The organism is Ruegeria sp. G5 (assembly GCF_056533365.1).
Genome location: NZ_JBQFOK010000001.1, coordinates 349,763 through 373,285, shown reverse-complemented (window position 1 = coordinate 373,285; position 23,523 = coordinate 349,763). Strand labels below are relative to the sequence as shown.

Below are 23,523 nucleotides of genomic sequence, written 5' to 3'. Positions count from 1 at the left end.
TGAATCAAGGTGTGATATGGGACGCAAACGCAAGGGCCGCGATATTTCCGGTTGGCTGGTGGTGGACAAGCCTGCGGGCATGACCTCGACCTCCTTGGTCAACAAAGTGCGTTGGGCCATGGATGCGAAAAAGGCGGGCCATGCGGGCACTCTGGACCCCGAGGCAACCGGCGTTTTGGCCGTTGCGCTGGGTGAGGCGACCAAGACCGTTCCTTATATCACCGACGCTCTGAAGGCTTACACCTTCACCGTGCGTCTGGGTCAGGCCACCAATACCGACGATGCCGAGGGCGAGGTGATCGCCTCCAGCGATGCGCGTCCATCAGATGACGACATCAAACAGGCGCTGACCCCGTTTCTGGGCGACATCATGCAGGTGCCACCCAAGTTCTCGGCCGTGAAGATCGACGGCCAGCGCGCCTATAAACTGGCCCGCGACGGCGAGGATGTGGAACTGTCCGCCCGCCCGCTATGGGTTGAGGAACTGATCCTTGTCGACCGCCCCGACGCCGATCACGTGGTGCTTGAGATGACCTGCGGCAAAGGCGGCTATGTCCGCTCCATCGCCCGCGATCTGGGCGCGGCGCTGGGATGCCACGGCCATGTGAAAGAGCTGCGCCGCATCTGGTCCGGCCCGTTTGAGGTCGAAGATGGGCTGAGCATCGAACAGATCGACGAGATGGCCAAAACCGAGGCGCTGGACGAGTATCTGCACCCGCTGGAAACCGGCCTCGCAGACCTGCCCGAGTTGAAATGCACCCCCGAAGGCGCCACCCGCCTGCGCAATGGCAATCCGGGCATGGTGCTGGCCTCGGATGTGGAATATGGCGACGAGGCATGGGCCTCACTGGACGGCAAAGCTGTGGCCGTGGGCATCTATAAATCCGGCGAACTGCATCCCAGCCGGGTGTTCGTCACCTAGAAGACCTGCGCTTTCCTTTGGTTTCGTCCTGAGACAGCACAGAAGCTGCTAAAGACTTGATTTCCCTTTGCGTCGGCTTCTTTTTGCCCGAAAGCACTTTTGAAGCCAAAGTTGAAGTTTTGTTGCCCGATTGCTTTTTCGCTGGCATGTCAGTCTCCTATGGAATCACTAAATCCACATTGGCACAAAACGAGAACAAAATCCACATATAGTGGTATCAAAATGAGAATTGGATAAACTTAGTATGATCACCCGAACGCATACCAAGGGCGACGCGCCCTCGACCGCCGTCTATTCCGATTGCGAAAAGTATCGCTATAGCCTGACCCGGGTCTGGGACCCGGACGGGCGCAAGGCGTTGTTTGTGATGCTGAACCCCTCCACCGCGACCGAGGTTCAGAACGACCCCACGGTCGAACGCTGCGAACGCCGTGCACGGGCGCTGGGGTTTGGCGCGTTTCAGGTGACCAATATCTTTGCTTGGCGCGACACCGACCCGCGCAAGATGCGCGCCGCCACCGATCCGGTGGGTCCCGCAAATGACGCGGCTATTCTCGAGGGCGTTCAATGGGCCGATCAGGTCATCGCCGCATGGGGCACCCACGGCGCACATCTGGACCGAGGGCCTGCGGTTGAAACCCTGCTGCGGGGCACCGGCCAGCCGCTGTTCCATCTGGGGCTGACGCAGGCCGGTCATCCCAAACATCCGCTTTATATTGCCTACACTCAACAGCCAGTGCCCTGGTGACGAAAGGTTAACCAAAAGCCCAACCTGGCTTTGACCAACCGCTTGACCAAATGAGATAAATCACCCTCAACGCCGTGCGCATTCGGAGGGTTAGATGTTTCTGATCGGATTGTTCAGCCTCGTGGCCGTTGGCGGTACGGCTTACGCCATAAGCGATCTTTTTGAGCTCGACGAAGAGCCGGAAGACGATGAGATCGTCGAAGGTGAGGTCGAAGAGACATCACATGGGAACCTGCTTGAAATCAGCGAAAATCCCCCTGATCCCGAAGAAACCAAGGCTTCAACCGGCACTGTGATTTCAGAGTTTGATGGCGACCTGATTGTCGCTGGCAGCGACGGCGAGGACATCCTGACCGGTCACGACGGGAATGATCAGATCAACGGGTATGACGATGACGATACGGTCTTCGGCGGTATGGGGGACGACTCCATTTATGGCGGTACAGGTGACGACACACTGATCGGTGGCCAAGGCGATGACACGCTGCATGGCGAGGATGGCGATGACCTGCTGAGCGGAGGCGAAGGCGAGGACGCGCTGTACGGTCACTTCGGTGCCGACAACCTGCAAGGCGGTGAAGGCGATGATGTTCTGTACGGTGGGCAGGACGCTGACACATTGGCGGGCGAGGCCGGAGATGACGCGCTGCATGGTGGCTTTGGCGACGATCACCTGTCCGGCGGCGCGGGACAAGATACGCTGTTTGGCGGCGACGGTGACGATGTCCTGATCGGACAAGACGGTGAAAATGGTGACGAAGTGGATTTCCTGAACGGCGGGGCGGGTGACGATACCATTCTGGCCGAGGGCGGAGATATCGTGACCGGCGGTGCAGGCGATGACAGCATTGCTGTCTCGGCGGAGTCGGATGATGAGGCCGTCACCGTGATGGACTTTCAACCCGGGCAAGACAAGCTGATGATCGCTTGGGAAGGCGAAGACAAAGCAGACATTCAGATCGAAGCGGATGCCAAGAATGACAACCTGACGAATGTTTTGGTTGATGGTCAGACCGTCGCGCAGTTACTAGGGGCCGAAGGGCTGACGGCAGAAGACATTCAATTGATTGCCCAAAGCGATCTGGCCCAGTTATCTGCCTTGGGCTGACCGCGGCAGATTCCTTTTGCCATTCCAGAAAAAAGCGCCTATATGCGCCCATCCGCATCGGAATCGGTGCGGTTTTCTCCATGGGCCTGTGCTGGACGACATCCCGGCCTGCGCCATCACCTCTAACCTTGTAAAGGAGACCCCGATGTCGATCACTGCCGCTGAAAAAGCACGCGTCATGCAAGAATTCGCAACCAAAGAAGGCGACACCGGTTCGCCCGAAGTTCAGGTTGCCATCCTGACCTCGCGCATCAACACCCTGACCGAGCACTTCAAGACCCACAAGAAAGACAACCACGGTCGTCGCGGTCTGCTGAAAATGGTCGCCCAACGCCGTAAGCTGCTGGACTACCTGAAGGGCAAAGAAGAAGCACGCTATCAGGACCTGATCAAAAAGCTGGGCATCCGCCGTTAATCGCTTTCTGCGTTCCGAATGAACCCGGTCTGATCCGGTGAAACGCCCGCCGCTTGGTGGGCGTTTTCATTTCATCAGGCGCGCCTCGCCACGTTCTTAGCCGACAGGACTAACAGGGCAGATTGGGGAAACGGCCAAACCGCGTCAGGGGTCTTCCGTCGTTTCGGAATAAGTCGAACATGTAAGCGGTCCGGTTTTCCTGAAATGCCAGCAAGGCGGCACGCTCGTCCGAACCGCAGATTACCGGACGGATATGTCGGTAGAGATGGAGATCTGCCCCAAAGATCGACTCATCGCGTATCCGAACCATCTCGGCCGTGTTACGCGCACTGAAGGTGAAATTGATTATGCCGTCCCGAAGCTCGACCCCATCGAAACGCGAAACTCGGTGTGGGATAATCTGATCAAGGCTGGCTTCAAAACGCTTGTGAGCCCGTTCTATGGCTTGATCATGCGCAGCATCGTCCAACAGCCAGGTTTGCATCAGCCGGTATTGATTCAATCGCGGAGCGTCCTCACGCACAGGGACTGACGCACGCGACCAGCTTTCATTGGCACCGCCAACCTCAACAATGGTGTCATCGGTCAATTCAAAAGCGAAAACTTCGACCTGCTCCGGCGTCTCATTCACAACAAAGAGACAGGCCATGAAACGATCCCCGGGTTGGGCAATCTCAGCCGACCAGATGCGCATCTCGGCTATACATCGTTCGCGCGGAATATCGATCGGTTGATGATTAGGGCTGGCCCAGATTACCCCGATCACAGCGGGGCTCGCACCAGAAATGTCGTAGACTCGCGGCGCATCGGGCTTTTGCTCATCCAGAAAGCGACACACGATGTATTCTTTGAATCCCGTTCGATATCGAACGCTGGGCGCAAGGTTTTCGGTCCCGACCGTCTGCAGACAGGAATTCCCCAAAACAGGTGTGACTTGCGGATTGTTGGCAATGTCCGGTCTCCAGTTGGCCAACCACATTGGGCCAAGGCCATCAAAAAACATGGTGTAGTCACCCGGGTAGTGCACATCATAGACAGTCTCGCGCCCCTCGGGATCGGCAAACCTAAGCGTTGCGTCAAGCTGACCTGCAAAAGTGTATCTGTCTATTAGAGCGATGCTCGCGTCTGTCTTAACACTGTGCACTGCTTCGGCAGAACGACCGATCACACCAGACCCTAAACGCTGGAAGCTATGATAAAATTGAACAAACGACAGTGTGCCTGACAAAAAAAGATAAGAAATCCCGAACAGTACAAGCGGTAAAAGAAATTGAAAAATGGTTGAAATACGCATGTCTTGCAGCTTGCCGAATTTACCTAGTCGGTTTCAACAAACCAGTTTTTCTGCATTCGAAAGTGTGTCTAACACGCATTAGTTGCAACGCGTGCTAAGTCTCACGCTTTGCTTATTAGATCAGAGCATCCATTCTTGGACGAAAAAGTGCTCAATTCATGTAAATTGAATCTGGCTCGCCTTCGGGATCCAGAACCGGGTCCAGCACCAGCACAAGACGCGTTTCGCCCGTTCCTTCGATTGGCGGAGAACGGTGCAGCAAACCCGATGCCGGATGCTCGGGCCAGAGTGTGCCGCGCAGTAAAATCGGTGAACCGGTTGGAACGGTAAATACCCGACTTGGATCAGTCCCGCTCGTCGAAATGCCATATTGGGTCCCAGTCCCTCGATACGTGCAAACGAGACGTGCAGTCACCGCGTCGATGTGGAACCGGCGGCAGGCGTTGGTTTCGACGACGTCCAGACGCAAGCCTAGCCATTTGGTCCGCATGAGACCCGAGAAAAGGCCCGACAGAGACGCAATATCAAACACGAGACGGTCGCGTTCAGCGCAATCCGGTATTCCCGATGCCTCGCAGACAGAATGAGCCACATCACGCGCCGCTTCGGAGCGTAGGATCACACGCGTTTTAGGCAATTGCTGAGGATCTAGCCCGTCCAACCAAGACTGAAACCCCGGCAAAGGATTACGCCTCCAAATCGCGGCTGCACAACCCGGTTGATGAATGACGTTTAAACCATTGGAAGTCTCAGAAACGCCAACACCAATCGCCGCGTCGGTTATGGCTTCGCGCACGAACTTCATGCTGCAGCCTCCGCGCGCCGCCAGTTGGGGAAAGGCTCAGAAATCCCAGCGGATTCGATCAGCAAATAGTCAAAGCGTTTCTCTCCTGCCAGACGGCGCACTTCGTCCAACAAGTCATCCCTCAGGGTGCAGCAAATGCACCCATTAGACATCTCCACAAGCGTCTCATCTGTTCGCGACAACTCGGTGTCCGCCCGTACCAGATCAGCGTCAATATTCACCTCAGACATGTCGTTTACGATAACGGCAACCCGACGCCCGTCGCGGTTGTTCAATACCTTGCTCAGAAGCGTTGTCTTACCTGCACCAAGAAAGCCGGACAGAACAGTTACTGGAAGGTGGGTGTCAGTCATTTAAAGGCTCCGTGATGTAGATGTGCAGCTCGGCAAACGATGCGACGTCGAATGGGTGTAAATTGGTCTGCCTAATATTTGTTATGTTATCACATAATGATTTACAAGAAGCTTTTCGCCAATATCGTTACGTGTCAGTTCAGGAAAATCGCAGCAGACACTTCAATAGTTCAAACTTGCCATGCTCGCACGCAGTTCTGTTCGCACTTCCCTTCTTGCACATTCTCATGTATGCGCGCGGGTATCTGAGACGTTGTGCCCTGACCCCGGCACTCGAATGGAAGATAAATGGGGTCGGCGGCAATGGGGCCGCCATGCAAACCGGAGACCCGCAGGGGCGGGAGTGCTCCGTTCTAGGATACGCATATGTTTGATGTAACAAAGAAATCGATTCAGTGGGGCGAAGAGACGCTGGCACTGGAAACCGGCAAGGTTGCCCGTCAGGCGGACGGCACCGTGATTGCCACGCTGGGTGAAACCAGCGTCATGGCCAACGTGACCTTTGCCAAGAGCCAAAAGCCCGGTCAGGACTTTTTCCCGCTGACCGTACACTACCAAGAGAAATACTATGCTGCCGGCAAGGTTCCGGGCGGCTTCTTCAAGCGCGAGGCGCGCCCGACCGAGAAAGAGACGCTGACCGCGCGTCTGATCGACCGTCCGATCCGCCCGCTGTTCGTTGACGGCTTCAAGAACGAAGTTCTGGTCATGTGCACCGTGCTGAGCCACGATCTGGTCAACGATCCCGACATCGTTGCAATGATCGCCGCCTCCGCTGCTCTGACCATTTCCGGCGCGCCGTTCATGGGTCCGATCGCCGGTGCCCGCGTTGGTTTCGTGGATGGCGAATACGTCCTGAACCCGACCGTGGACGACATGCAGGACCTGCGCCTGAACCCTGAACAGCGTCTGGATCTGGTTGTTGCAGGTACCAAAGACGCCGTGATGATGGTGGAATCCGAAGCCTACGAACTGTCCGAGGCGGAAATGCTGGGCGCCGTGACCTTCGCGCATGAGCAGATCCAGCCGGTGATCGACCTGATCATCAGCTTGGCCGAAGAAACCGCGAAAGAGCCGTTTGAATTCGTCGCCCCCGATTACTCGGAGCTGTATGCTGCTGTCGCCGCTGCCGGTGAAGAACAAATGCGCGCCGCCTTCGCCATCACCGACAAGCAAGAGCGCACTGCCGCTGTTGCCGCGGCCCGCGAAGCCATCAAGGAAGCGCTGACCGAGGAACAGCTGGAAGACAGCAACCTCGGCTCGGCGATGAAAAAGCTGGAAGCCGGCATCCTGCGCGGTGACGTCGTCAAAGGCGGCAAGCGTATCGACGGTCGTTCGACCACCGATGTCCGCGCGATTGAGGCCGAAACCTCGCTGCTGCCGCGTACGCACGGTTCCGCCCTGTTCACCCGTGGCGAGACTCAGGCGCTGGCCGTGACCACGCTGGGCACCGGCGACGATGAGCAGTTCATCGACGCGCTGCACGGCAACTTCAAATCGAACTTCCTGCTGCATTACAACTTCCCTCCGTATTCGGTTGGTGAAGTTGGCCGCGTGGGTTCGCCCGGCCGTCGCGAGATCGGCCACGGCAAGCTGGCATGGCGCGCGCTGCAGGCGGTTCTGCCTGCGCCGACTGACTTCCCCTACACCGTTCGCGTGGTGTCGGAGATCACGGAATCCAACGGTTCCTCTTCAATGGCTTCTGTCTGCGGCGGTTCGCTGTCGATGATGGATGCGGGTGTCCCGCTGAAAGCGCCGGTTGCCGGTGTGGCCATGGGTCTGATCCTGGAAGATGACGGCGACTACGCTGTTCTGACCGATATTCTGGGTGACGAAGACCACCTGGGCGACATGGACTTCAAAGTGGCAGGTACCGAAAACGGCATCACCTCGCTGCAGATGGACATCAAGGTCGCAGGCATCACGCCGCAGATCATGGAAACCGCTCTGGCACAGGCCAAAGAGGGCCGGATGCACATTCTGGGCGAGATGGGCAAAGCCCTGTCCGAGACCAACGAATTCTCGGTCCACGCCCCACGCATCGAGACCATGAACATCCCGACTGACAAGATCCGCGAAGTGATCGGCTCGGGCGGTAAGGTCATCCGCGAAATCGTTGAGGTTTCGGGCGCCAAGGTCGACATCAACGACGATGGCGTCATCAAGATCGCCTCGCCGGACGGAGAGTCGATCCAAAAGGCATACGACATGATCTACTCGATCGTGGCCGAGCCGGAAGAGGGTCAGATCTACACCGGTAAAGTGGTCAAGATCGTCGACTTCGGTGCCTTCGTGAACTTCTTTGGCAAGCGCGACGGTCTGGTCCACGTATCCCAGATCGAAAACCGCCGCCTGAACCATCCGTCGGATGTTCTGAAAGAAGGTCAGGAAGTAAAGGTCAAGCTGCTGGGCTTTGACGACCGCGGCAAGGTGCGCCTGTCGATGAAAGTGGTCGATCAGGAAACCGGCGAAGAGATCGTGCCCGAGAAGAAAGAAAAGAAAGAAGACGCAGAGTAATCTGCACTCCTTTTCAAATGATCAAGGCCTCGGTGCAAACGCCGGGGCCTTTTTAGTCAGGTTTGCGCCCGGCAACACTGGTTGCGCATCCGAAGAAGTGCCGTTTCAGCGATACCTCAAGACCGGCCTCGCGCAACGCCTGCGCCATATGCGCGCTGCTGCCGAAATTGCGCGTATAGGTGCCAATCATGCTGAAATCCTGCGCGCCGTTCAGAAAAAACCGCTCGATCTGTGGCAGCACCTTGTCCAGATACATCCGATAGACCGGCCGCAGGACCCAGCCGGTGGGATCAGAAGCTTCGATGAGGGCAAAGCACCCGCCCGGTTTCAGAATGCGCGCCACCTGACCCGCCAGTATCGACTGCTGTTCGGGATTGAAGGTTTTGAGCCCGAAGGTCGAGACAACCATGTCCGCAAAATGCTCGGGCAGGTCCGTCTCAAGTGCGTTGGCCTCCAGATGCGAGATCTTCTCGGCATATTGCCGGTGCAGCCGTTCCACCGCCACGGTATGCATTCGGTGTGATATGTCCAGCGCCGTGATCGCGCCGATATCGGGAAAGCGCCGCAGCACGTGCGGCCAGACCTCACCCGTGCCCGCCATCAGATCAACGACCACTGCTGCGTCCCCGACCGGGGCTTGCAGACGGGCAACACACTGGCGACGCCATATCGAGGTGAAGCCAAAGGAACTGACCGCGCTCCAGCGTCGGTAGTTTGCCGAGCACCGGTCAAACAGATCGGCAACGAATGCGGGATCATAAATGTCCTCATTCGCGGTCTCAGAGGTATCGGTCATTCAGAAATCTGCTCAATATTCCTGAATTTCACTCTAAAAGCCCAGATACTTTTGTCCACGTCTGAATGGGCAACAGAATGCCGGCCCGGCGCTGTATCTCGCGCCAATTTCTGTCAGAGCTCAAATGCACGCAAGCGGTACTGCGCCGCGAGCACAGTCTCAATCCTCTGGCCTTCTGCCCGGAGGCGCATGGCAGATTATGAATGCGCAACACCGGACGGCCCATGTTTCATCACATGCCATTGCCCGTAGCTGTCATTGAGATCCAGCTTGATCGCGGCATCCGCCTTGGTCGAGGCGCTGCCGATCTCGGCCAGAGTGAATTCGATGCCGCCGGGGATGTCGATCCGAACACGATGCTCACCTCCGCCGTGAGGCGCCTGAATCGGGCGACCGGTCGAATTTAGGACGTCACCGATTGCAACTTTGGCTGTGCGGCCTTCCATATCCATTTCGAAATTGATCGGTAGATAGAGGGTTTCGTGCACGGTCTTGCACATCGCGCGGAAGACGAACCAATGGGTCGCCATCTCTTCGGTCTCTTCGCCGTGGAAAACCTTTTCCAAGGCCTCACGCTGTGCATCTGAGGCACCGTGGTCAATGATGACCTGCATCTCTCCGCCGCCCTCAAAAATCGGACCCGGCCAAGCGTAGATCAGAGCTGCCTTGCAACCGGTCAGATCGACGTCATCGAAATGCCCGCGCGATACCTCCAGAACTTCGAACCCGCGGCAATGCCCGTTTGTCGGCAGTTCCTCGAACTGGCAGGGGCATGCGTACCCGCAATTGCAATTTCCGAAGGCATCGCCTTCCAAATACCAATCTTTAAACGCCATCGTCTTCTCCTGTGATGCACAGTTTGAATGCCCGATATCCGCAATTGTCCAAATGAAGAATGTCCCGCCCCGGGTCACCCTAACATATTTGACCCGACACACGAAGCCATTGGTGTGTTTCCGCCGGTCACCGTGAGTCTGTGTGCAAGTTCACAGTCAAAGGCGCCGCGCCATGACAGGTTACGTAACGGAAACAATCTACGCTTGGGCTGACATTTTTGGCCCGAAACCAGCGCGAACAGATTTCAAAAGCGTGTATTTGAAGGGGCGGCAAATGACACTCAGGACATTCAAGGAACGAGTCATTCAGACGGGCAGTTTCGAGTTAATCGGCATCGCGTTTGTCTCACCTGTCTATGCCTATATCGCAGGCGCATCTATGGCCCACGGGTTCGCATTGATAACCATGCTGTCCATCGTCATCCTGATCTGGTCACCGATATTCAACACGCTGTTCGACCTGATTGAGCGGCACCGAACCTGTCGACTTGCCTGTGCTCGCCCCCACCAACTGCGAATTATTCATGCCGTGATGCACGAGGTGACCGCAGTCCTCATCACATGCCCGTTGCTGATGTATGTAGGGGGACATTCGCTAAAGGCGGCGTTGGCCTTCAACCTCGGCCTGACCGTGACTTATTCGGTCTACACCTATGTATTCCACATTGTTTACGACCGTCTTCGCCCCGTTCAGCCCAACTCAACTGACGCCTCTTTCAAAGATCCCGCTAGCCCGGTTTCGGTCACGTAAGGCGCGTTTAAGTTCAACCGCAGATCAACGGCTCACACCCCTCAAAATACCTGTGAAACGAAGTGAAGGTCCCTTGGCTTCCTTTTGGAACTGCGTTGCCCACATGAGCGACACGAACCATTTGGAACAAAGGACATGGATATGGTTACGCGTCTTCTCATTACTACGGCGGCCCTGACGATCAGCGCATCAGCGCTGTCCGCCCAAAGCCTGACAGACGGACTTTATATTCAAGGTTTCGCGGGCTACAGCCAGCTGCAAGACAGCGACTTCAGCGGCACTATCAACGGATCTTCGGAAAACGTAGACACGGATTTTGATGGTGGATTTGGCCTTGGTGTCGCTGTGGGCAAGGAAATCCCACAATGGAGCAACGATACCATCGGCACCCGGATAGAGCTGGAGCTGTCCTATCGCGACAACGACGTTGATGGGGTAAACTTTACCGGCAACGGCCCCGCCGCTGAAGGGAACGTTTCGGGTGACGTGACGCAGACCTCTTTGTTTGCCAACGTGTTGGTCGATTTCAAACAGGCTGGATTGTTCACGCCTTACGTCGGTCTGGGCATTGGTGCGACCTATACCGATTTGGACTTTGCCTATGGTCCGGGGCTCGAGCTTGATGACAGCGACACGAACTTCGCGGCGCAAATCATTGCGGGTGTTTCATATGACGTCAGTGAGAATACCGCTCTGACGCTGGATACCCGCTACTCTCGTGCTTTCGACGTATCTTCTGACCGTTTTGCACCTGATGGGTCTCTAACCGGTACTGTTGAAGACGATATCGACGCATTCAGCGTCAATTTCGGGTTCCGTCAAAGCTTCTGACCGCAATGGGAAGTGTTTCTTTCCGGTTTCACTTCCCCCGCATGCCCTCGTGCTCTATGCACAGGGGCATGCGATCTTTCGTTATTCATATGTCTTCAAGTGCTGCGCGTCGACCGAACGCGGAACAGCTGTGCAATGATCTGCCAAACGCTGAGTTGTTCGAGGCTGTCGATGGCCGGGACCCGCATCAGATTGCATGCGTGCAGTTGTTTCCCGGCAATCTGCATCGCCCGGCATACCCGTTCAAGCTGCGCCCGGCAGAAATTGGCGTGTTCGAAAGCCATCGCCGGATTTGGCGCAAGCTGGTAGACGAGCAAATAGATCTGGCGATTATCACCGAAGACGATTTGCGGATTGATCCAGCGCGCATGGCTACGGCACTAAAGATACTGGAGCCGATCGCCACGCCTGACCACTACATCCGCATACCCGTCAAACAGCGCGAAGTCGCGGCCAAGGTTCTTGCCCGGCAAGATGGGATGCGTCTGATCCTGCCCAAAGTGATTGGACTGCAGTGCGTTTGTCAGGTGGTCGGTCGAAATGCAGCCAAAAGGTTGCTGGCCGTTACGGACAAGATCGACCGTCCCGTAGATACGTTTCTGCAAATGCATTGGCTGACCGGACAGCAAATCCTGTCCTTGCAAGGTACGCGAATTCAGGAAATCGCGGGCCAAATCGGTGGTTCAACCATTCAGGTTCGCCCACCAGCGTCCGACAAAGTCACGCGAGAGTTCAAGCGGGCCGCCTATCGGGCGAAACTGCTTCAACACCCTCAAAGACCTGCCGCATAAGCCGTCCGGCCTGAGCCAGAGCAGCCGGCCCTAAAAAGGAAAAGGGCGGAGCAATTGCCCCGCCCACATTCTTAGCTGGGTGCTTTGGTCTTGCGCAGGTAAGGGAAGATGGTTTCAAACTCACCAAATTTCTCTTTGGCATCTTCATTCGATACCGCAGGTGGAATGATTACGTCTTCACCCGGCACCCAGTTGGCCGGGGTGGCAACACCCTTCGAACTCATCTGAAGACCGTCCAGAGCGCGTAGAATTTCCGCAAAATTACGGCCAACGGTCATGGGATAGGTCATCGACAGCTTCAACTGCTTATCGGGCCCGATGATGAATACCGAGCGGACGGTCGCGCTGTCCGCAGGGGTACGCCCATCGGGCAGGTAAGCTTCGGCGGGCAGCATGTCGAATGCTTTTGAAACCGCCAGACCATCATCCGCGATAATCGGAAAGCCCGGATTGGCGTTGCCGTAAGCCTCGATGTCTTTCTTCCACTTCTTGTGGTCTTCAACACCATCGACGGACACACCGATCACCTTGGTGCCACGTGCAGCCCATTGGTCATTCAATTGCGCGACCGCCGAGAACTCAGTGGTGCAAACCGGGGTAAAGTCCTTGGGGTGGGAAAACAGGATCGCCCAGCTGTCGCCGATCCAATCGTGGAACTGAATGGTCCCCTGATCCGTTTCCGCCGTAAAATTCGGGACAGTGTCGTTGATGCGCAAACCCATGATGCGTCTCCTCTGTTGGTATGGGAACCGAGTCGGTTGCAGCAAACTTAACCACTTTGGCCGCAGGTTAAACCTTTGAGTGCTTACGTAAGGTAAATTCACGTATCGCCATATTTGACTTACGTTTTTCGCTTTCGTCGCCATCCCTGCGATGCCAAAGTGGATTATAAGCCGACCGTTCGGTCGGTTATCTTGTGGTGCGGAGGAACCCTCATGATCGAAAAGCGCGATTTCTATATCAATGGCCAGTGGGTTTCCCCGGCACAGCCAAACGATTTTCAGGTCATCGACCCATCAACCGAAGAGCCTTGCGCCGTAATCTCATTGGGTGGGGCCTCCGATACTGACGCGGCTGTTGCGGCCGCGAAAACCGCTTTGCCGGGGTGGATGGCCACCCCGGTCAGCCAACGCATAGCGTTGGTTGAAAAACTGGTCGAAGTTTACCAGACCCGCACCGAAGACCTTGCTCAAGCCATGACGCACGAAATGGGTGCTCCGATTGATATGTCGCGAACCCAGCAAGTGGGTGCAGGTATCTGGCATTTGAAGAATTTTGTGCGCGCGGCGAAGGCCTTTGAGTTCGACCGCCCGCTGGGTGAGCATGCTCCGAATGACAGAATCATTTACGAGGCCGTCGGTGTCGCCGCGTTGATCACGCCGTGGAATTGGCCGATGAATCAGATCACACTCAAAGTAGGGGCCGCCGCAATCGCTGGCTGCACAATGGTCCTGAAACCGTCCGAGCAAAGCCCGCTGAACGCGATGATCTTTGCTGAAATGATGGATGAAGCAGGATTCCCGCCGGGCGTTTTCAATCTGGTGAACGGGGATGGCGTCGGCGTCGGCTCACACCTTTCAGCGCATCCAGACGTGGACATGATCAGCTTTACCGGCTCGACCCGCGCGGGAACGGCAATTTCCAAGAATGCCGCTGACACGCTCAAGAAAGTGCATCTTGAACTGGGGGGTAAAGGCGCGAACGTGGTTTTTGCGGACGCAGATGAAAAAGCCGTCAAGCGCGGCGTGCTGCACATGATGAACAACACAGGTCAAAGCTGTAATGCCCCCAGCCGGATGCTTGTTCAGCGCCCGATTTACGACCAAGCCGTAGAAACGGCGGCCGAGGTCGCAACCAAGGTAGGCGTCGGTCCGGCGTCCGAAGAAGGCCGTCATATTGGCCCGGTCGTGAACGAGGTGCAGTGGAACAAGATTCAGGACCTGATCCAAAAGGGGATCGACGAAGGTGCGCGCCTGGTTGCAGGTGGCACCGGACGGCCCGAAGGCCTGAACAAAGGCTATTATGTGCGCCCGACCGTCTTTGCTGATGCCAACAACCAGATGACCATCGCGCGCGAGGAAATCTTTGGGCCTGTTCTGACCATGATCCCCTTCGATACCGAGGAAGAGGCCATCGAGATTGCCAATGACACGCCTTACGGCCTGACGAATTACGTCCAAACACAGGATGGAGCCCGCGCCAATCGCATGGCTCGGGCTTTGCGGTCCGGTATGGTCGAAATGAATGGTCAGTCGCGCAGCGCAGGATCGCCTTTTGGGGGGATGAAGCAATCCGGCAATGGGCGCGAGGGCGGCGTCTGGGGGCTTGAGGATTTCCTTGAGGTCAAAGCTGTCGGCGGTTGGGCCGCCGAGTAAGCGGTGCAAACTATTGTCCAGTTGAGAGGCACCCAAGGGTGCCTCACTCTATTTTTCAGGCATCCGCCTGTGCGGCTTCATAGGCCAGCATGGCGCGTTTGACCGGCAACCCCCAGTGATAGCCGCCCAACCCACCCGATTTTCGCAGCGCCCTATGGCACGGAATCAGCCAACTGACCGGATTGCGCCCAACGGCGGTGCCCACTGCGCGAACGGCTTGCGGTGAACCGACCCGCTGCGCGATCTCTGAATAGGTGGTGACCTGGCCTGAGGGGATATGCATCAGTGCCTCCCACACTTTGATCTGAAGGGGGGAACCGATCAGATGCAGTGGCGTTTCAGATCGCTCTGCTCCGAAGGACGCATCGACCCAGGGACGCAGTTTTTCGGCATCCTGGACATAGGTCGCCTTGGGCCAGCGAGAGGTCATATCCTCCATCGCGGCTTCTTCTCCGGTCTCTGAACCAAAGGCCATGCCGCAGATGCCTTTGTCGGTTCCCATCACCAGCGTCGGGCCAAAGGGACAATCGAACCAACCCCAATAAATCGTAAGCCCTTCACCTTTGCGGGCGTATTCGCCGGGGCTCATGGATTCCCACTTGAGAAAAAGATCGTGCAAACGGCCGCTTCCTGACAGACCGACATTGTGCGCCGTGTCCAAAGTGGTGAACCGTTCACGCAGCAGCGCCTTGGCATGACCCAATGTCAGATACTGCTGATACCGTTTGGGGGACACGCCTGTCCAACGCGAGAACAATCGCTGGAAATGCGCTGGGCTCATGTCCATCTGCCTAGCCAATTCCTCAAGGCTGAGGGCCTCACCCCCCTGATCAATCAACTCGATCGCGCGGCGCATGACGTTGTAGTGGTATCCGCTTTCGGGGGTCTGGACGTTCATGGGACTCACCTCATTCCAATTGGCCAAACCATAGCGCGCAGGTCACGCCATCGCGACCCGGAACTTGCGCATTGGCTTTGGGCTTGTGTCAAAGCCCTGTGGGCGGCATTAAGACCCGGATGGCAAAGCAACTCGATTATCACACGATCCGCGAGATCTTTACGCGCTTTCAAGAGGCCGACCCCGAACCCAAGGGTGAGCTGGAGCATGTGAACGTCTACACTCTGGTCGTTGCAGTCGCGCTTTCGGCGCAGGCAACCGATGCAGGCGTCAACAAAGCCACGCGCGAGCTGTTCAAGATCGCGGACACCCCGCAAAAGATGCTGGATCTGGGCGAAGAGGGGCTGACCGAGCATATCAAGACCATTGGTCTGTTCCGCCAAAAGGCCAAGAACGTCATCAAACTCAGCCGTATTCTGGTCGAAGACTATGGCGGCGAAGTGCCCAATTCTCGCGCCGCCTTGCAATCGCTGCCCGGTGTCGGGCGCAAGACGGCCAATGTGGTTCTGAACATGTGGTGGCGGCAACCGGCGCAGGCTGTGGATACGCATATCTTTCGCGTCGGCAACCGCACTGGCATCTGTCCCGGCAAGGATGTGGACGCCGTCGAGCGCGCCATCGAAGACAATATTCCCGCCGATTTCCAGCTTCACGCGCATCACTGGCTGATCCTGCATGGTCGCTATCACTGCAAAGCGCGCAAACCCTTATGCGGAACCTGTATCATCCGCGATCTCTGCCAATTCGAGGACAAGAACTTATGAAAACCTATCAGCTCACCGGTATCGGAAACGCCGTTGTGGACGTGATCTCTCAGGCCGATGACAGTTTTCTGGAACTGATGGGCATCGAGAAGGGCATTATGCAACTGATCGAGCAGGAACGCGGTGAGGTTCTTTATGCCTCGATGGAAGGCCGGGTGCAGACGCCGGGTGGGTCGGTCGCAAATACCATCGCGGGTGCAGGTGCGCTGGGTCTGGATGCGGCTTTTATCGGTCGGGTTCATGACGACGCGTTGGGGCGGTTCTATGCGGATGCGATGAACGAGGATGGGGTTGATTTCGTGAACCCGCCGGTTCCGGGGGGCGAGTTGCCGACCTCACGCTCGATGATTTTCGTGTCGCCCGATGGCGAGCGGTCGATGAACACCTATCTGGGCATTTCCTCGGAACTGTCGTCTCAGGACGTATCCAAGGACGTGTCGGGCAACAGCCAAATCATGTTCCTTGAGGGGTATCTGTTCGACAAGGAAAAGGGCAAAGCCGCGTTTCTTGAGGCTGCGCGCACCTGCCACGCTGGCGGAGGTAAAGCGGGGATCGCCATTTCCGATCCGTTCTGCGTGGAACGTCACCGGGTCGATTTCCTGCTGCTGATTGAGAATGAGCTGGATTTCGTCATCGGCAACGAGGCCGAGATCAAATCGCTGTTTGAAACCGACGATCTGGAAGAAGCACTGGCGAAAACCGCAGCGATCTGTCCGCTGGTCGTTTGCACCCGTTCAGGCGACGGCGTGACGGTTTTGTTCGACGGTCAGCGCACAGATGTGCCGGTAGAAAAGGTTGTGCCGGTAGATGCAACCGGAGCAGGCGACCAGTTCGCCGCCGGTTTCCTGTTCGGAATGGCCACAGGTCGCGATTACGAGACCTGTGCCAAGATCGGCAATGTCTGCGCGCGCGAGGTCATCAGCCACATCGGCCCACGCCCCGAAGCGAACATGAAGGAGCTTTTACAGGCCGAAGGGCTTTTGTAACACGCTCAGGACCCGGTTGCCGCGTCGTTCAGCGCCCAATCGTATTTATAGGCGCTGACCCGCGGCGTGTTCTCCAGCTGCTCTTTTAAGGCCGGGTCGGCAGCCGTCTTGATGTATTCCGAAACGGCTTTCTCATTCGATCCGAAATCCTCGCGGAACCAGACATAGATCTTGGACAGGATCAGGCCGCCACGATCATTGAAGCGCACACCGCGCGGATCATTGATATAGGCGCGTTCTGCTGCGGCTAGGTCGCGCTCCAGCGTTTCAGCCTGCCATGCGCGATCCATCAGGTTGGGGCAGCCCACGGCTGCACAGTTCAACGCATAATGAATGCGAGGTTCGTCAAAGGTTGGGCGAATGATGCGGTGTTCGATCTCGTTCAGGGTGAGGGTCTGACCCTCCACCGTGACCAGTGGCCGGTCCCATGGGCCAAAAGAGAACCCGCCATCTGTAATATCCCGGATCGACGCAACCGGATAGTTTTCAAGGATCAGATCAACCGTAACGGCATTATAAAGGTTGATCCAATACGCAAGCTGCTGATCGCGGGTCAGCGTGGTTGGGTCCACTGACTGCAACCGGTTCAGGTAGTTATCCAGCCGCGCTTGGTCGGCTTGCGTAACCTGCGCGTAAGCGACGCGATTCACACCTTGCGCGTCCGGTGCCACGTAGCTGTTCAGGAACGCGCTCCACTCGCGGTGATCGACGCGTTCACCCGGCGGGGGCGCGGTTTGGGTCAACGCGCTGTCTGGCAAGGGTGCTGCAGCCGGCAAAGCCAGACGTTCGACGCTTGCACAGGCTGCGAGCAGCGGAAATAGCAGGATCAGCAGGAAGGCTCTCATGACGCGTCCTTTCGAGTTTGACGCAGGGCGCGCATCTGCCCTTTCAATCGTTTCATAGGGGCCAGCGCAGGATCACTTAGATCAGGTAGGTCGGGGCCACCCGACAGGCGCGGAACCGCAGCGTTCCACCAGCTGGGGCCGGTTGGACCGTCAATGCGATCGGGGCTGGCAAGGTGCATGTCGCGTTGGGCGTTGTGCACACACATGGACAAGGGCCCGTTCGCCGTCGCCACCATAAACACGCATGACGCACATCGGTCTTCTTCCAACGCATCCGCTGCCATGAAGTTGTGAATGAAAACAGCCTGCCGACGAACCGGCCCCCGCAACAGCCCGGTCCCCAGCCGCAAAACACATCCCACCAGATGCAAACCGGCCCTCAAAGCCAGCCGTGGGTTTCGGAAAGCCATGCGCCGCACGCCGTCTCGTATCACCAGATGCCCGTCTGTCGCGCGGTCAGCCTTTTCAAGCGCTGCTATGACGCGATTAACCAGTTTTGGGTTTGACAGCACTGATCTTGCCCGACCACCAGCCGTCACGACGCTTGCGTATCGGTTGCACTTGGAATGACCCACGGCGGCCGTGCCGAAATGCAAGGGGGTTTCGTAGCCTTCCTCAACAGCTTTGGCGACGCTGTCCTGTGTGATCATGTCGGGACGTTCACGCAACACGCCGCGCCCGGTATCGGCCTGCATCTGGAACGACACAAAGGCAACCTCGGGCCGGTCTCTCAGGTAGCGGGCCAGTGCCGGAAGCTCGGCAAAGTTGCCTTCAAACACCGTGGTATTGAACAAAATCCGAAGGCCCAGCCCGCGCGCGCGGCGAATATACGCCCGACGAACCGTGTTCAGTTCGACCTCGCTCTCAAATCCTTTACGCTCCTGTGTCATGTCCACATGAAAGGCCACGTCGTCCAGCCCGGCAGCGGCAAGACGTGTCAAAAAGGCCCGGCTGGCGCGAATCCCATTCGTCATCAAGCAGGACCGCATGCCCAATCGTCGGATCTCACGGCACAGCGCCTCAAGATCTTCGACTTTGCGCAACGTCGGATCCCCACCTGTCAACTGTACGGAAACGCCAGATCCATAGTGGCTGTGGATCGTAGCCAACCGCGCAAACAGGACCGAGAGCGGGGGGTCATATGTCATCTCGGCCCGGTCAGACAGATAGCACAGTGTACAATCAAGATTGCAGCGCTGCGTCACCTCAAGCGCTACGCAGGCAATGGGATAAAAGCGACCCGCAGTCTGTCCGGCGCCGTATTCGCCACAGCTTTTCAAACCCGTACGCAAAGGTGCGCGGCGATCTGAGCCGGTGAATTTGCGCCCTGCAGGAGCGATGGCGAGTTCGGTATGCGCGGTGTCTCTCATGCGGACCAAGCTAGAGATGTGCCCCAGCCCGAACTACGCCCCCTCACGGCAACGTGCAGCGCAGTGAACGCCCGCCAGCAAAAACATCAGGTTTCGGTGTTACATCGTCAGCTTGGCAATGCGTTCGGAGGTCAGAAACCTGTCTCTTCTGTCCTGAAACAGACGTAACGCGTTTTGCTCGAGTTCGCGAAGGACGGGGTCCTGCAACCAATCCGACAACAAGCCCTCAACCGCGTCGATATGGTCAAGAATGCCAGTGTCCCGGCTGTCATTCCCGTTATGGCGTCGGAAAAAGGTCGAGTTGATGTAATATTTCTGATGGCTGTGCCCCATGCCGTCGCCGCGGTCATTTTTCATCAGAAATACATCCAGCGAACGGATCGCATAATGGTGAATACAAGCCACATCCCAGGTCAGCTTGTCGTTTGACAGAATATATCGTGCACGTCCGGGTGACTTGACCGCAGCATTGCTGATCTCTTCCCCTTTGGAATTCACGCAAAGGATTTTTGGGTCACGCGGGATTTTCGGCATGTGGTCTATTGCGAAGGTGAACTTCGATGGCCGGAACATGGATTTGTGACCAGAGTTAGGCCGCCGGGGCCGCGCCTGGCAGCGCAGGAAACTGCGCAATACACTGCCACCGCGCCAAAACCTTTGGCCGGAATTGCCAAAGGGCCGCCACATCAGCGCAATGTTATCTGCATGCCCGCACACATCCAGCAAATCGCCGACCCGACCGTCGCCTGCGGAAACCCTCAGGAATTCATCCGCATCAACATGCAACAACCAATCGGTGTCCGCCATTTGGGGCAGGCCCATAACCGCTTTCAATCCGTTCACCTGCGGGCTTTCGCCTTCGGGCACGGACTGATCGAAATGACGAACAACACCCAATGATTGCAACCGCTCAAGGATCTGGTCCGTCCCGTCCGTGCAATCATTGGTCACGACGTAGACATCGTCAAAACCGATGGCCTTGTGATAGGCCACCCATTCCAGAACGAACGGCCCTTCGTTCTTCATGCATGAGACAACGGCAGTTCTCACAACGCGACCCTGCTCACCTCGCTAAGACTGAATTCATTCGGATATGGAACTAAATCACACATGGGGCGTTGCCGAACTTTCATTCCAGATGCGCAGCAAACGCGCTGAGCACGCTGACGTAAACCGCGCGTTTGAACGGCACGATTTCATTGACCAGATTCGCAGGCTCCTGCCATTTCCACTGCGTGAACTCGGGGTGATGCGTTTCGATATTGATCTGCTCGTCGCGGCCCGTAAATCGCATCAGAAACCACTTTTGTTCCTGCCCGCGATACCGGCCTTTCCAGATCTTGGGCACGATGTCGTGCGGCAGGTCATAGGGCAACCAGCCCTCGGTTTCGGCGATGATCTCGACCAGATCGGCCGTGACACCCGTCTCTTCCCATAGCTCGCGCAGGGCCGCATCACGTGGGTCTTCGCCCTTGTCCACACCGCCCTGCGGCATTTGCCAGGCGTCTTTGTGACGGTCGTTCCGCTGCCCGACAAAGATCTTGCCCTGGGCATTCATCAGCATGAGCCCAACACAGGGCCGGTAGGGCAGTTTGGCAATTTCGTCGGGGGTCATGCGCGGCCTCATAAATGTGCTACGAAAACTCTGTATCAACAGCCGCAACGCCCGCATAGGGGGTGACGTTAGGTTTCACGTGACAAAGATGACGCGAACGTCAATCTAACGGGCAATATTCCTGAGGGAGAGTTCACCATGACTGCGTACCCAAACATGCTGGCCCCGCTGGACCTGGGCTTTACCACGCTGAAAAACCGCGTGCTGATGGGTTCGATGCACACCGGCCTCGAGGAAACCGGCGACTGGAACCGGGTGGCCGAGTTCTACGCTGACCGGGCGCGTGGTGGTGTTGCCCTGATGGTAACCGGTGGGATCGGCCCGAACCTTGAAGGTTCCGTCCTGCCCGGAGCCGCAATGATGACCACAGACAAGGACGTTGCGAACCATTCGATCGTGACAGACCGGGTCCATCAGGCTGGCGGTAAGATCGCGATGCAGATCTTGCACGCGGGCCGCTATTCTTATGGCCCGAAATGCGTGGCGCCCAGCCCGGTCAAATCTCCGATCTCACCCTTTCCGCCGAATGAACTGGATGAAGACGGGATCGAAAAGCAAATCAGCGACATCGTCAACGCCGCTGTTCTGGCCCAGAAAGCCGGTTACGACGGGGTCGAGATCATGGGATCCGAAGGGTATTTCCTGAACCAGTTCCTGGTGACCCATACCAACAAGCGCGAAGACCGTTGGGGCGGGTCATATGAAAACCGAATGCGCCTGCCGATCGAGGTTGTGCGACGGACGCGCGAAGCCGTCGGAACAGATTTCATCATCATTTACCGCTTGTCGATGATCGATCTGGTACCCAACGGCTCGACCCATGATGAGGTGGTTGAGCTGGCGCAGCAGATTGAAAAGGCCGGTGCTACAATCATCAACACAGGTATTGGCTGGCATGAGGCCCGGATTCCCACAATCGCCACCAGCGTACCCCGCGCTGCTTTTGCCTGGGTCACCAAAAAGCTGATGGGCAAAGTTTCGATCCCCGTCATTACATCAAACCGCATCAACACGCCCGAAGTCGCCGAAGAGGTACTTTCAACGGGTTGTGCAGACATGGTCTCATTGGCACGCCCAATGTTGGCGGACGCGGATTTCGTCAATAAGGCGATCGCCGGTGACGCCGCACAAATCGCGCCGTGCATAGCATGCAATCAGGCCTGTCTTGACCACACGTTTGGCGGCAAGCTCACCTCGTGCCTTGTGAACCCGCGTGCCTGCCACGAAACCGAACTGGTCATTGAAGATGCCCAGACGCCCAAGACAGTCGCCATTGTCGGCGCTGGCCCGGCAGGCCTGTCCACTGCGATGACCGCAGCCCAGCGCGGTCATAATGTCACCCTGTTCGACCGAGCCACCGAAATTGGTGGTCAACTGAACATGGCCAAACAGGTGCCCGGCAAAGAAGAGTTCTGGGGGCTGGTCGACTGGTACCGCACGATGCTGGACGAGCTGAACGTAAAGGTTGAACTAAGCCGCGAGGTCACCGCCGACGATCTGTCTGGCTACGATGAGATTGTCATCGCAACAGGCGTCACACCGCGCGATCCGCAGATACCGGGACAGGATCGCGATAACGTCCTCACATATATTGACGTCCTGCGGGGCAAGGCGGATGTCGGTAAATCTGTCGCCGTTATTGGTGCAGGCGGTATTGGCTTTGACGTTTCCGAATTTCTGCTGGAAGACGGCCACAGTGTCACCACGGATCTTCCTGCGTGGATGAAGGAATGGGGCGTGACAGATCCGGCTGAACACCGCTCGGGCCTCGCACCCGAAGGGCCGCAACCCGCCGCGCCTGCACGGCAGGTCACGTTGTTGCAACGCAAGAAACAGGCACACGGCAAAGGGCTGGGTAAGACGACGGGCTGGATCCACCGCGCAACGCTGAAGATGAAGAATGTGAATTTCGTCGGTGGTGTGAATTACGAACGTATCGATGATGACGGGCTGCACGTCACCTTTGGCGAAGAACGCGCCGACCCGACCGTGATTGCCGTGGACACAATCATTCTGTGCTCGGGACAGGTCTCGGACCGTAGCCTCGCAGATATCCTGATCGAACGCGGACTCACACCGCATGTGATCGGAGGAGCAGACGTAGCCGCCGAGTTGGACGCGAAACGGGCAATTAATCAAGGCACCCGGTTGGCCGCAAGTTTTTAAGAATAACGCCGGGATCAAAAATCAAAGGATGGTGGTGCCCCCATTTCTCTCAATGGAGCCCTGTGGGTGCCATCCCCTTTTTCTTTGCAGGTACACCGCTGTCATCGGTGCATGCGTGGTATTTGCATCCAAAAGTCTCTCAACATAGACGCTTCCAGTCGGGCTATTTTTGGTTTCGCGATCAGCTCATTCCAATGGGATAGAAAAAGTCAGGATCGAGGTGGTGAAAATGGGGCCCAAAACCTTCTCGATGGCCACAAAATTGCCATTCTCATTTTGGCATAATCGGGCTAAGGCCCACAAAAGCCAGTGAATACTGGGTTTGTGGCGATTTAGGAAA

23 protein-coding genes and 1 pseudogene are annotated in these 23,523 nt (G+C 56.9%); 12 read left to right on the top strand and 12 right to left on the bottom strand.

The annotated features are described in order from the left end of the window. Positions 1–16 precede the first annotated feature (16 nt). A complete protein-coding gene (gene truB, locus ACR0BD_RS01835; RefSeq protein WP_480828552.1) occupies positions 17–922 on the top strand; it encodes a tRNA pseudouridine(55) synthase TruB in 906 nt (301 codons plus the stop codon). On the opposite strand, the gene ACR0BD_RS01830 is transcribed toward truB, so the two are convergent. Further along, the gene (locus ACR0BD_RS01830) at positions 915–1,070 is read right to left on the bottom strand and encodes a hypothetical protein (protein WP_480695570.1); all 156 of its coding nucleotides are present in this window, start codon (positions 1,068–1,070) and stop codon (positions 915–917) included. The two genes, truB and ACR0BD_RS01830, sit on opposite strands and share 8 nt — an antisense overlap. Before the next feature lie 96 nt (positions 1,071–1,166). Here ACR0BD_RS01830 and ACR0BD_RS01825 point away from each other — a divergent pair, with 96 nt between their 5' ends. The 3 genes from ACR0BD_RS01825 (at position 1,167) to rpsO (ending at position 3,193) form a co-directional block, all read left to right on the top strand. Next, on the top strand, positions 1,167–1,670 hold the full coding sequence (locus ACR0BD_RS01825; RefSeq protein ID WP_480828551.1) for a DUF1643 domain-containing protein: 504 nt from the start codon (positions 1,167–1,169) through the stop codon (positions 1,668–1,670). A 94-nt stretch (positions 1,671–1,764) separates the two neighbouring features. Next, on the top strand, positions 1,765–2,778 hold the full coding sequence (locus tag ACR0BD_RS01820) for a calcium-binding protein (protein ID WP_480828550.1): 1,014 nt from the start codon (positions 1,765–1,767) through the stop codon (positions 2,776–2,778). 145 nt (positions 2,779–2,923) lie between these two features. Next, a complete protein-coding gene (rpsO, locus tag ACR0BD_RS01815; RefSeq protein WP_170329634.1) occupies positions 2,924–3,193 on the top strand; it encodes a 30S ribosomal protein S15 in 270 nt (89 codons plus the stop codon). Positions 3,194–3,302: 109 nt separating this feature from the next. On the opposite strand, the gene ACR0BD_RS01810 is transcribed toward rpsO, so the two are convergent. From ACR0BD_RS01810 to ACR0BD_RS01800, 3 genes and pseudogenes are all read right to left on the bottom strand, one after another. Continuing rightward, complete coding sequence (locus tag ACR0BD_RS01810; protein WP_480828549.1) at positions 3,303–4,361, bottom strand: hypothetical protein; 1,059 nt, start codon at positions 4,359–4,361, stop codon at positions 3,303–3,305. Positions 4,362–4,638: 277 nt separating this feature from the next. After that, entirely contained in the window at positions 4,639–5,292 is a 654-nt protein-coding gene (locus ACR0BD_RS01805; RefSeq protein WP_480828548.1) for a DUF1826 domain-containing protein, read from the bottom strand. Positions 5,293–5,318: 26 nt separating this feature from the next. Continuing rightward, a pseudogene (locus ACR0BD_RS01800) lies at positions 5,319–5,645 on the bottom strand (GTP-binding protein); the annotation flags it as partial. Positions 5,646–6,011: 366 nt separating this feature from the next. Between ACR0BD_RS01800 and pnp the strand changes: the two are divergent. After that, positions 6,012–8,159, top strand: a complete 2,148-nt coding sequence (pnp, locus tag ACR0BD_RS01795) for a polyribonucleotide nucleotidyltransferase (protein ID WP_480828547.1) — start codon at positions 6,012–6,014, stop codon at positions 8,157–8,159. A gap of 52 nt (positions 8,160–8,211) precedes the next feature. Here pnp and ACR0BD_RS01790 read toward each other — a convergent pair whose 3' ends face one another. Both ACR0BD_RS01790 and ACR0BD_RS01785 read right to left on the bottom strand, forming a co-directional pair. Continuing rightward, entirely contained in the window at positions 8,212–8,955 is a 744-nt protein-coding gene (locus ACR0BD_RS01790; protein WP_480828545.1) for a class I SAM-dependent methyltransferase, read from the bottom strand. Positions 8,956–9,152: 197 nt separating this feature from the next. Continuing rightward, the gene (locus tag ACR0BD_RS01785) at positions 9,153–9,791 is read right to left on the bottom strand and encodes a DUF1326 domain-containing protein (protein ID WP_480828544.1); all 639 of its coding nucleotides are present in this window, start codon (positions 9,789–9,791) and stop codon (positions 9,153–9,155) included. 274 nt (positions 9,792–10,065) lie between these two features. On the opposite strand from ACR0BD_RS01785, the gene ACR0BD_RS01780 reads away from it, so the two are divergent. From ACR0BD_RS01780 to ACR0BD_RS01770, 3 genes are all read left to right on the top strand, one after another. Next, positions 10,066–10,542, top strand: coding sequence for a PACE efflux transporter (locus tag ACR0BD_RS01780; RefSeq protein WP_480828543.1), 477 nt, complete (start codon positions 10,066–10,068; stop codon positions 10,540–10,542). A 141-nt stretch (positions 10,543–10,683) separates the two neighbouring features. Further along, positions 10,684–11,373: an outer membrane protein gene (locus tag ACR0BD_RS01775; RefSeq protein ID WP_480828542.1), complete on the top strand. Its 690-nt coding sequence runs from the start codon at positions 10,684–10,686 to the stop codon at positions 11,371–11,373. 68 nt (positions 11,374–11,441) lie between these two features. Next, on the top strand, positions 11,442–12,164 hold the full coding sequence (locus ACR0BD_RS01770; RefSeq protein ID WP_480828538.1) for a glycosyltransferase family 25 protein: 723 nt from the start codon (positions 11,442–11,444) through the stop codon (positions 12,162–12,164). Positions 12,165–12,235: 71 nt separating this feature from the next. On the opposite strand, the gene ACR0BD_RS01765 is transcribed toward ACR0BD_RS01770, so the two are convergent. Continuing rightward, positions 12,236–12,886 carry a peroxiredoxin gene (locus ACR0BD_RS01765; RefSeq protein ID WP_480828535.1) on the bottom strand — a complete coding sequence of 217 codons (651 nt, stop codon included), beginning with the start codon at positions 12,884–12,886 and terminating at the stop codon, positions 12,236–12,238. A 213-nt stretch (positions 12,887–13,099) separates the two neighbouring features. On the opposite strand from ACR0BD_RS01765, the gene ACR0BD_RS01760 reads away from it, so the two are divergent. Continuing rightward, positions 13,100–14,539 (top strand): aldehyde dehydrogenase family protein, encoded by a 1,440-nt coding sequence (locus tag ACR0BD_RS01760; protein WP_480828534.1) that lies wholly within the window; start codon positions 13,100–13,102, stop codon positions 14,537–14,539. Between the two features lie 55 nt (positions 14,540–14,594). On the opposite strand, the gene ACR0BD_RS01755 is transcribed toward ACR0BD_RS01760, so the two are convergent. Continuing rightward, a complete protein-coding gene (locus tag ACR0BD_RS01755) occupies positions 14,595–15,437 on the bottom strand; it encodes a bifunctional helix-turn-helix domain-containing protein/methylated-DNA--[protein]-cysteine S-methyltransferase (protein WP_480828533.1) in 843 nt (280 codons plus the stop codon). A 119-nt stretch (positions 15,438–15,556) separates the two neighbouring features. On the opposite strand from ACR0BD_RS01755, the gene nth reads away from it, so the two are divergent. Continuing rightward, on the top strand, positions 15,557–16,201 hold the full coding sequence (gene nth / locus ACR0BD_RS01750; protein WP_480828531.1) for an endonuclease III: 645 nt from the start codon (positions 15,557–15,559) through the stop codon (positions 16,199–16,201). Continuing rightward, positions 16,198–17,187, top strand: coding sequence for an adenosine kinase (locus ACR0BD_RS01745; protein WP_480828529.1), 990 nt, complete (start codon positions 16,198–16,200; stop codon positions 17,185–17,187). The genes nth and ACR0BD_RS01745 overlap by 4 nt, the downstream gene beginning before the upstream one ends. 5 nt (positions 17,188–17,192) lie before the next feature. On the opposite strand, the gene ACR0BD_RS01740 is transcribed toward ACR0BD_RS01745, so the two are convergent. The 4 genes from ACR0BD_RS01740 to ACR0BD_RS01725 form a co-directional block, all read right to left on the bottom strand. Beyond that, positions 17,193–18,032: a DUF547 domain-containing protein gene (locus tag ACR0BD_RS01740; protein WP_480828527.1), complete on the bottom strand. Its 840-nt coding sequence runs from the start codon at positions 18,030–18,032 to the stop codon at positions 17,193–17,195. Beyond that, entirely contained in the window at positions 18,029–19,402 is a 1,374-nt protein-coding gene (locus ACR0BD_RS01735; protein ID WP_480828526.1) for a radical SAM protein, read from the bottom strand. The genes ACR0BD_RS01740 and ACR0BD_RS01735 overlap by 4 nt, the downstream gene beginning before the upstream one ends. 99 nt (positions 19,403–19,501) lie before the next feature. Further along, the gene (locus ACR0BD_RS01730) at positions 19,502–20,452 is read right to left on the bottom strand and encodes a glycosyltransferase family 2 protein (RefSeq protein WP_480828525.1); all 951 of its coding nucleotides are present in this window, start codon (positions 20,450–20,452) and stop codon (positions 19,502–19,504) included. Positions 20,453–20,531: 79 nt separating this feature from the next. Next, positions 20,532–21,017, bottom strand: a complete 486-nt coding sequence (locus ACR0BD_RS01725) for an RNA pyrophosphohydrolase (protein WP_480828524.1) — start codon at positions 21,015–21,017, stop codon at positions 20,532–20,534. 138 nt (positions 21,018–21,155) lie between these two features. On the opposite strand from ACR0BD_RS01725, the gene ACR0BD_RS01720 reads away from it, so the two are divergent. Beyond that, entirely contained in the window at positions 21,156–23,183 is a 2,028-nt protein-coding gene (locus ACR0BD_RS01720) for an FAD-dependent oxidoreductase (RefSeq protein WP_480828522.1), read from the top strand. The last annotated feature ends 340 nt before the right edge of the window (positions 23,184–23,523 follow it).

Bases quoted from the DNA above. Each gene is read 5' to 3' on its own strand.
- truB (WP_480828552.1), top strand. From the start codon at position 17: ATGGGACGCAAACGCAAGGGCCGCGATATTTCCGGTTGGCTGGTGGTG.
- ACR0BD_RS01830 (WP_480695570.1), bottom strand. From the start codon at position 1,070: ATGCCAGCGAAAAAGCAATCGGGCAACAAAACTTCAACTTTGGCTTCA.
- ACR0BD_RS01825 (WP_480828551.1), top strand. From the start codon at position 1,167: ATGATCACCCGAACGCATACCAAGGGCGACGCGCCCTCGACCGCCGTC.
- ACR0BD_RS01820 (WP_480828550.1), top strand. From the start codon at position 1,765: ATGTTTCTGATCGGATTGTTCAGCCTCGTGGCCGTTGGCGGTACGGCT.
- rpsO (WP_170329634.1), top strand. From the start codon at position 2,924: ATGTCGATCACTGCCGCTGAAAAAGCACGCGTCATGCAAGAATTCGCA.
- ACR0BD_RS01805 (WP_480828548.1), bottom strand. From the start codon at position 5,292: ATGAAGTTCGTGCGCGAAGCCATAACCGACGCGGCGATTGGTGTTGGC.
- pnp (WP_480828547.1), top strand. From the start codon at position 6,012: ATGTTTGATGTAACAAAGAAATCGATTCAGTGGGGCGAAGAGACGCTG.
- ACR0BD_RS01790 (WP_480828545.1), bottom strand. From the start codon at position 8,955: ATGACCGATACCTCTGAGACCGCGAATGAGGACATTTATGATCCCGCA.
- ACR0BD_RS01785 (WP_480828544.1), bottom strand. From the start codon at position 9,791: ATGGCGTTTAAAGATTGGTATTTGGAAGGCGATGCCTTCGGAAATTGC.
- ACR0BD_RS01780 (WP_480828543.1), top strand. From the start codon at position 10,066: ATGACACTCAGGACATTCAAGGAACGAGTCATTCAGACGGGCAGTTTC.
- ACR0BD_RS01775 (WP_480828542.1), top strand. From the start codon at position 10,684: ATGGTTACGCGTCTTCTCATTACTACGGCGGCCCTGACGATCAGCGCA.
- ACR0BD_RS01770 (WP_480828538.1), top strand. From the start codon at position 11,442: ATGCGATCTTTCGTTATTCATATGTCTTCAAGTGCTGCGCGTCGACCG.
- ACR0BD_RS01765 (WP_480828535.1), bottom strand. From the start codon at position 12,886: ATGGGTTTGCGCATCAACGACACTGTCCCGAATTTTACGGCGGAAACG.
- ACR0BD_RS01760 (WP_480828534.1), top strand. From the start codon at position 13,100: ATGATCGAAAAGCGCGATTTCTATATCAATGGCCAGTGGGTTTCCCCG.
- ACR0BD_RS01755 (WP_480828533.1), bottom strand. From the start codon at position 15,437: ATGAACGTCCAGACCCCCGAAAGCGGATACCACTACAACGTCATGCGC.
- nth (WP_480828531.1), top strand. From the start codon at position 15,557: ATGGCAAAGCAACTCGATTATCACACGATCCGCGAGATCTTTACGCGC.
- ACR0BD_RS01745 (WP_480828529.1), top strand. From the start codon at position 16,198: ATGAAAACCTATCAGCTCACCGGTATCGGAAACGCCGTTGTGGACGTG.
- ACR0BD_RS01740 (WP_480828527.1), bottom strand. From the start codon at position 18,032: ATGAGAGCCTTCCTGCTGATCCTGCTATTTCCGCTGCTCGCAGCCTGT.
- ACR0BD_RS01735 (WP_480828526.1), bottom strand. From the start codon at position 19,402: ATGAGAGACACCGCGCATACCGAACTCGCCATCGCTCCTGCAGGGCGC.
- ACR0BD_RS01725 (WP_480828524.1), bottom strand. From the start codon at position 21,017: ATGACCCCCGACGAAATTGCCAAACTGCCCTACCGGCCCTGTGTTGGG.
- ACR0BD_RS01720 (WP_480828522.1), top strand. From the start codon at position 21,156: ATGACTGCGTACCCAAACATGCTGGCCCCGCTGGACCTGGGCTTTACC.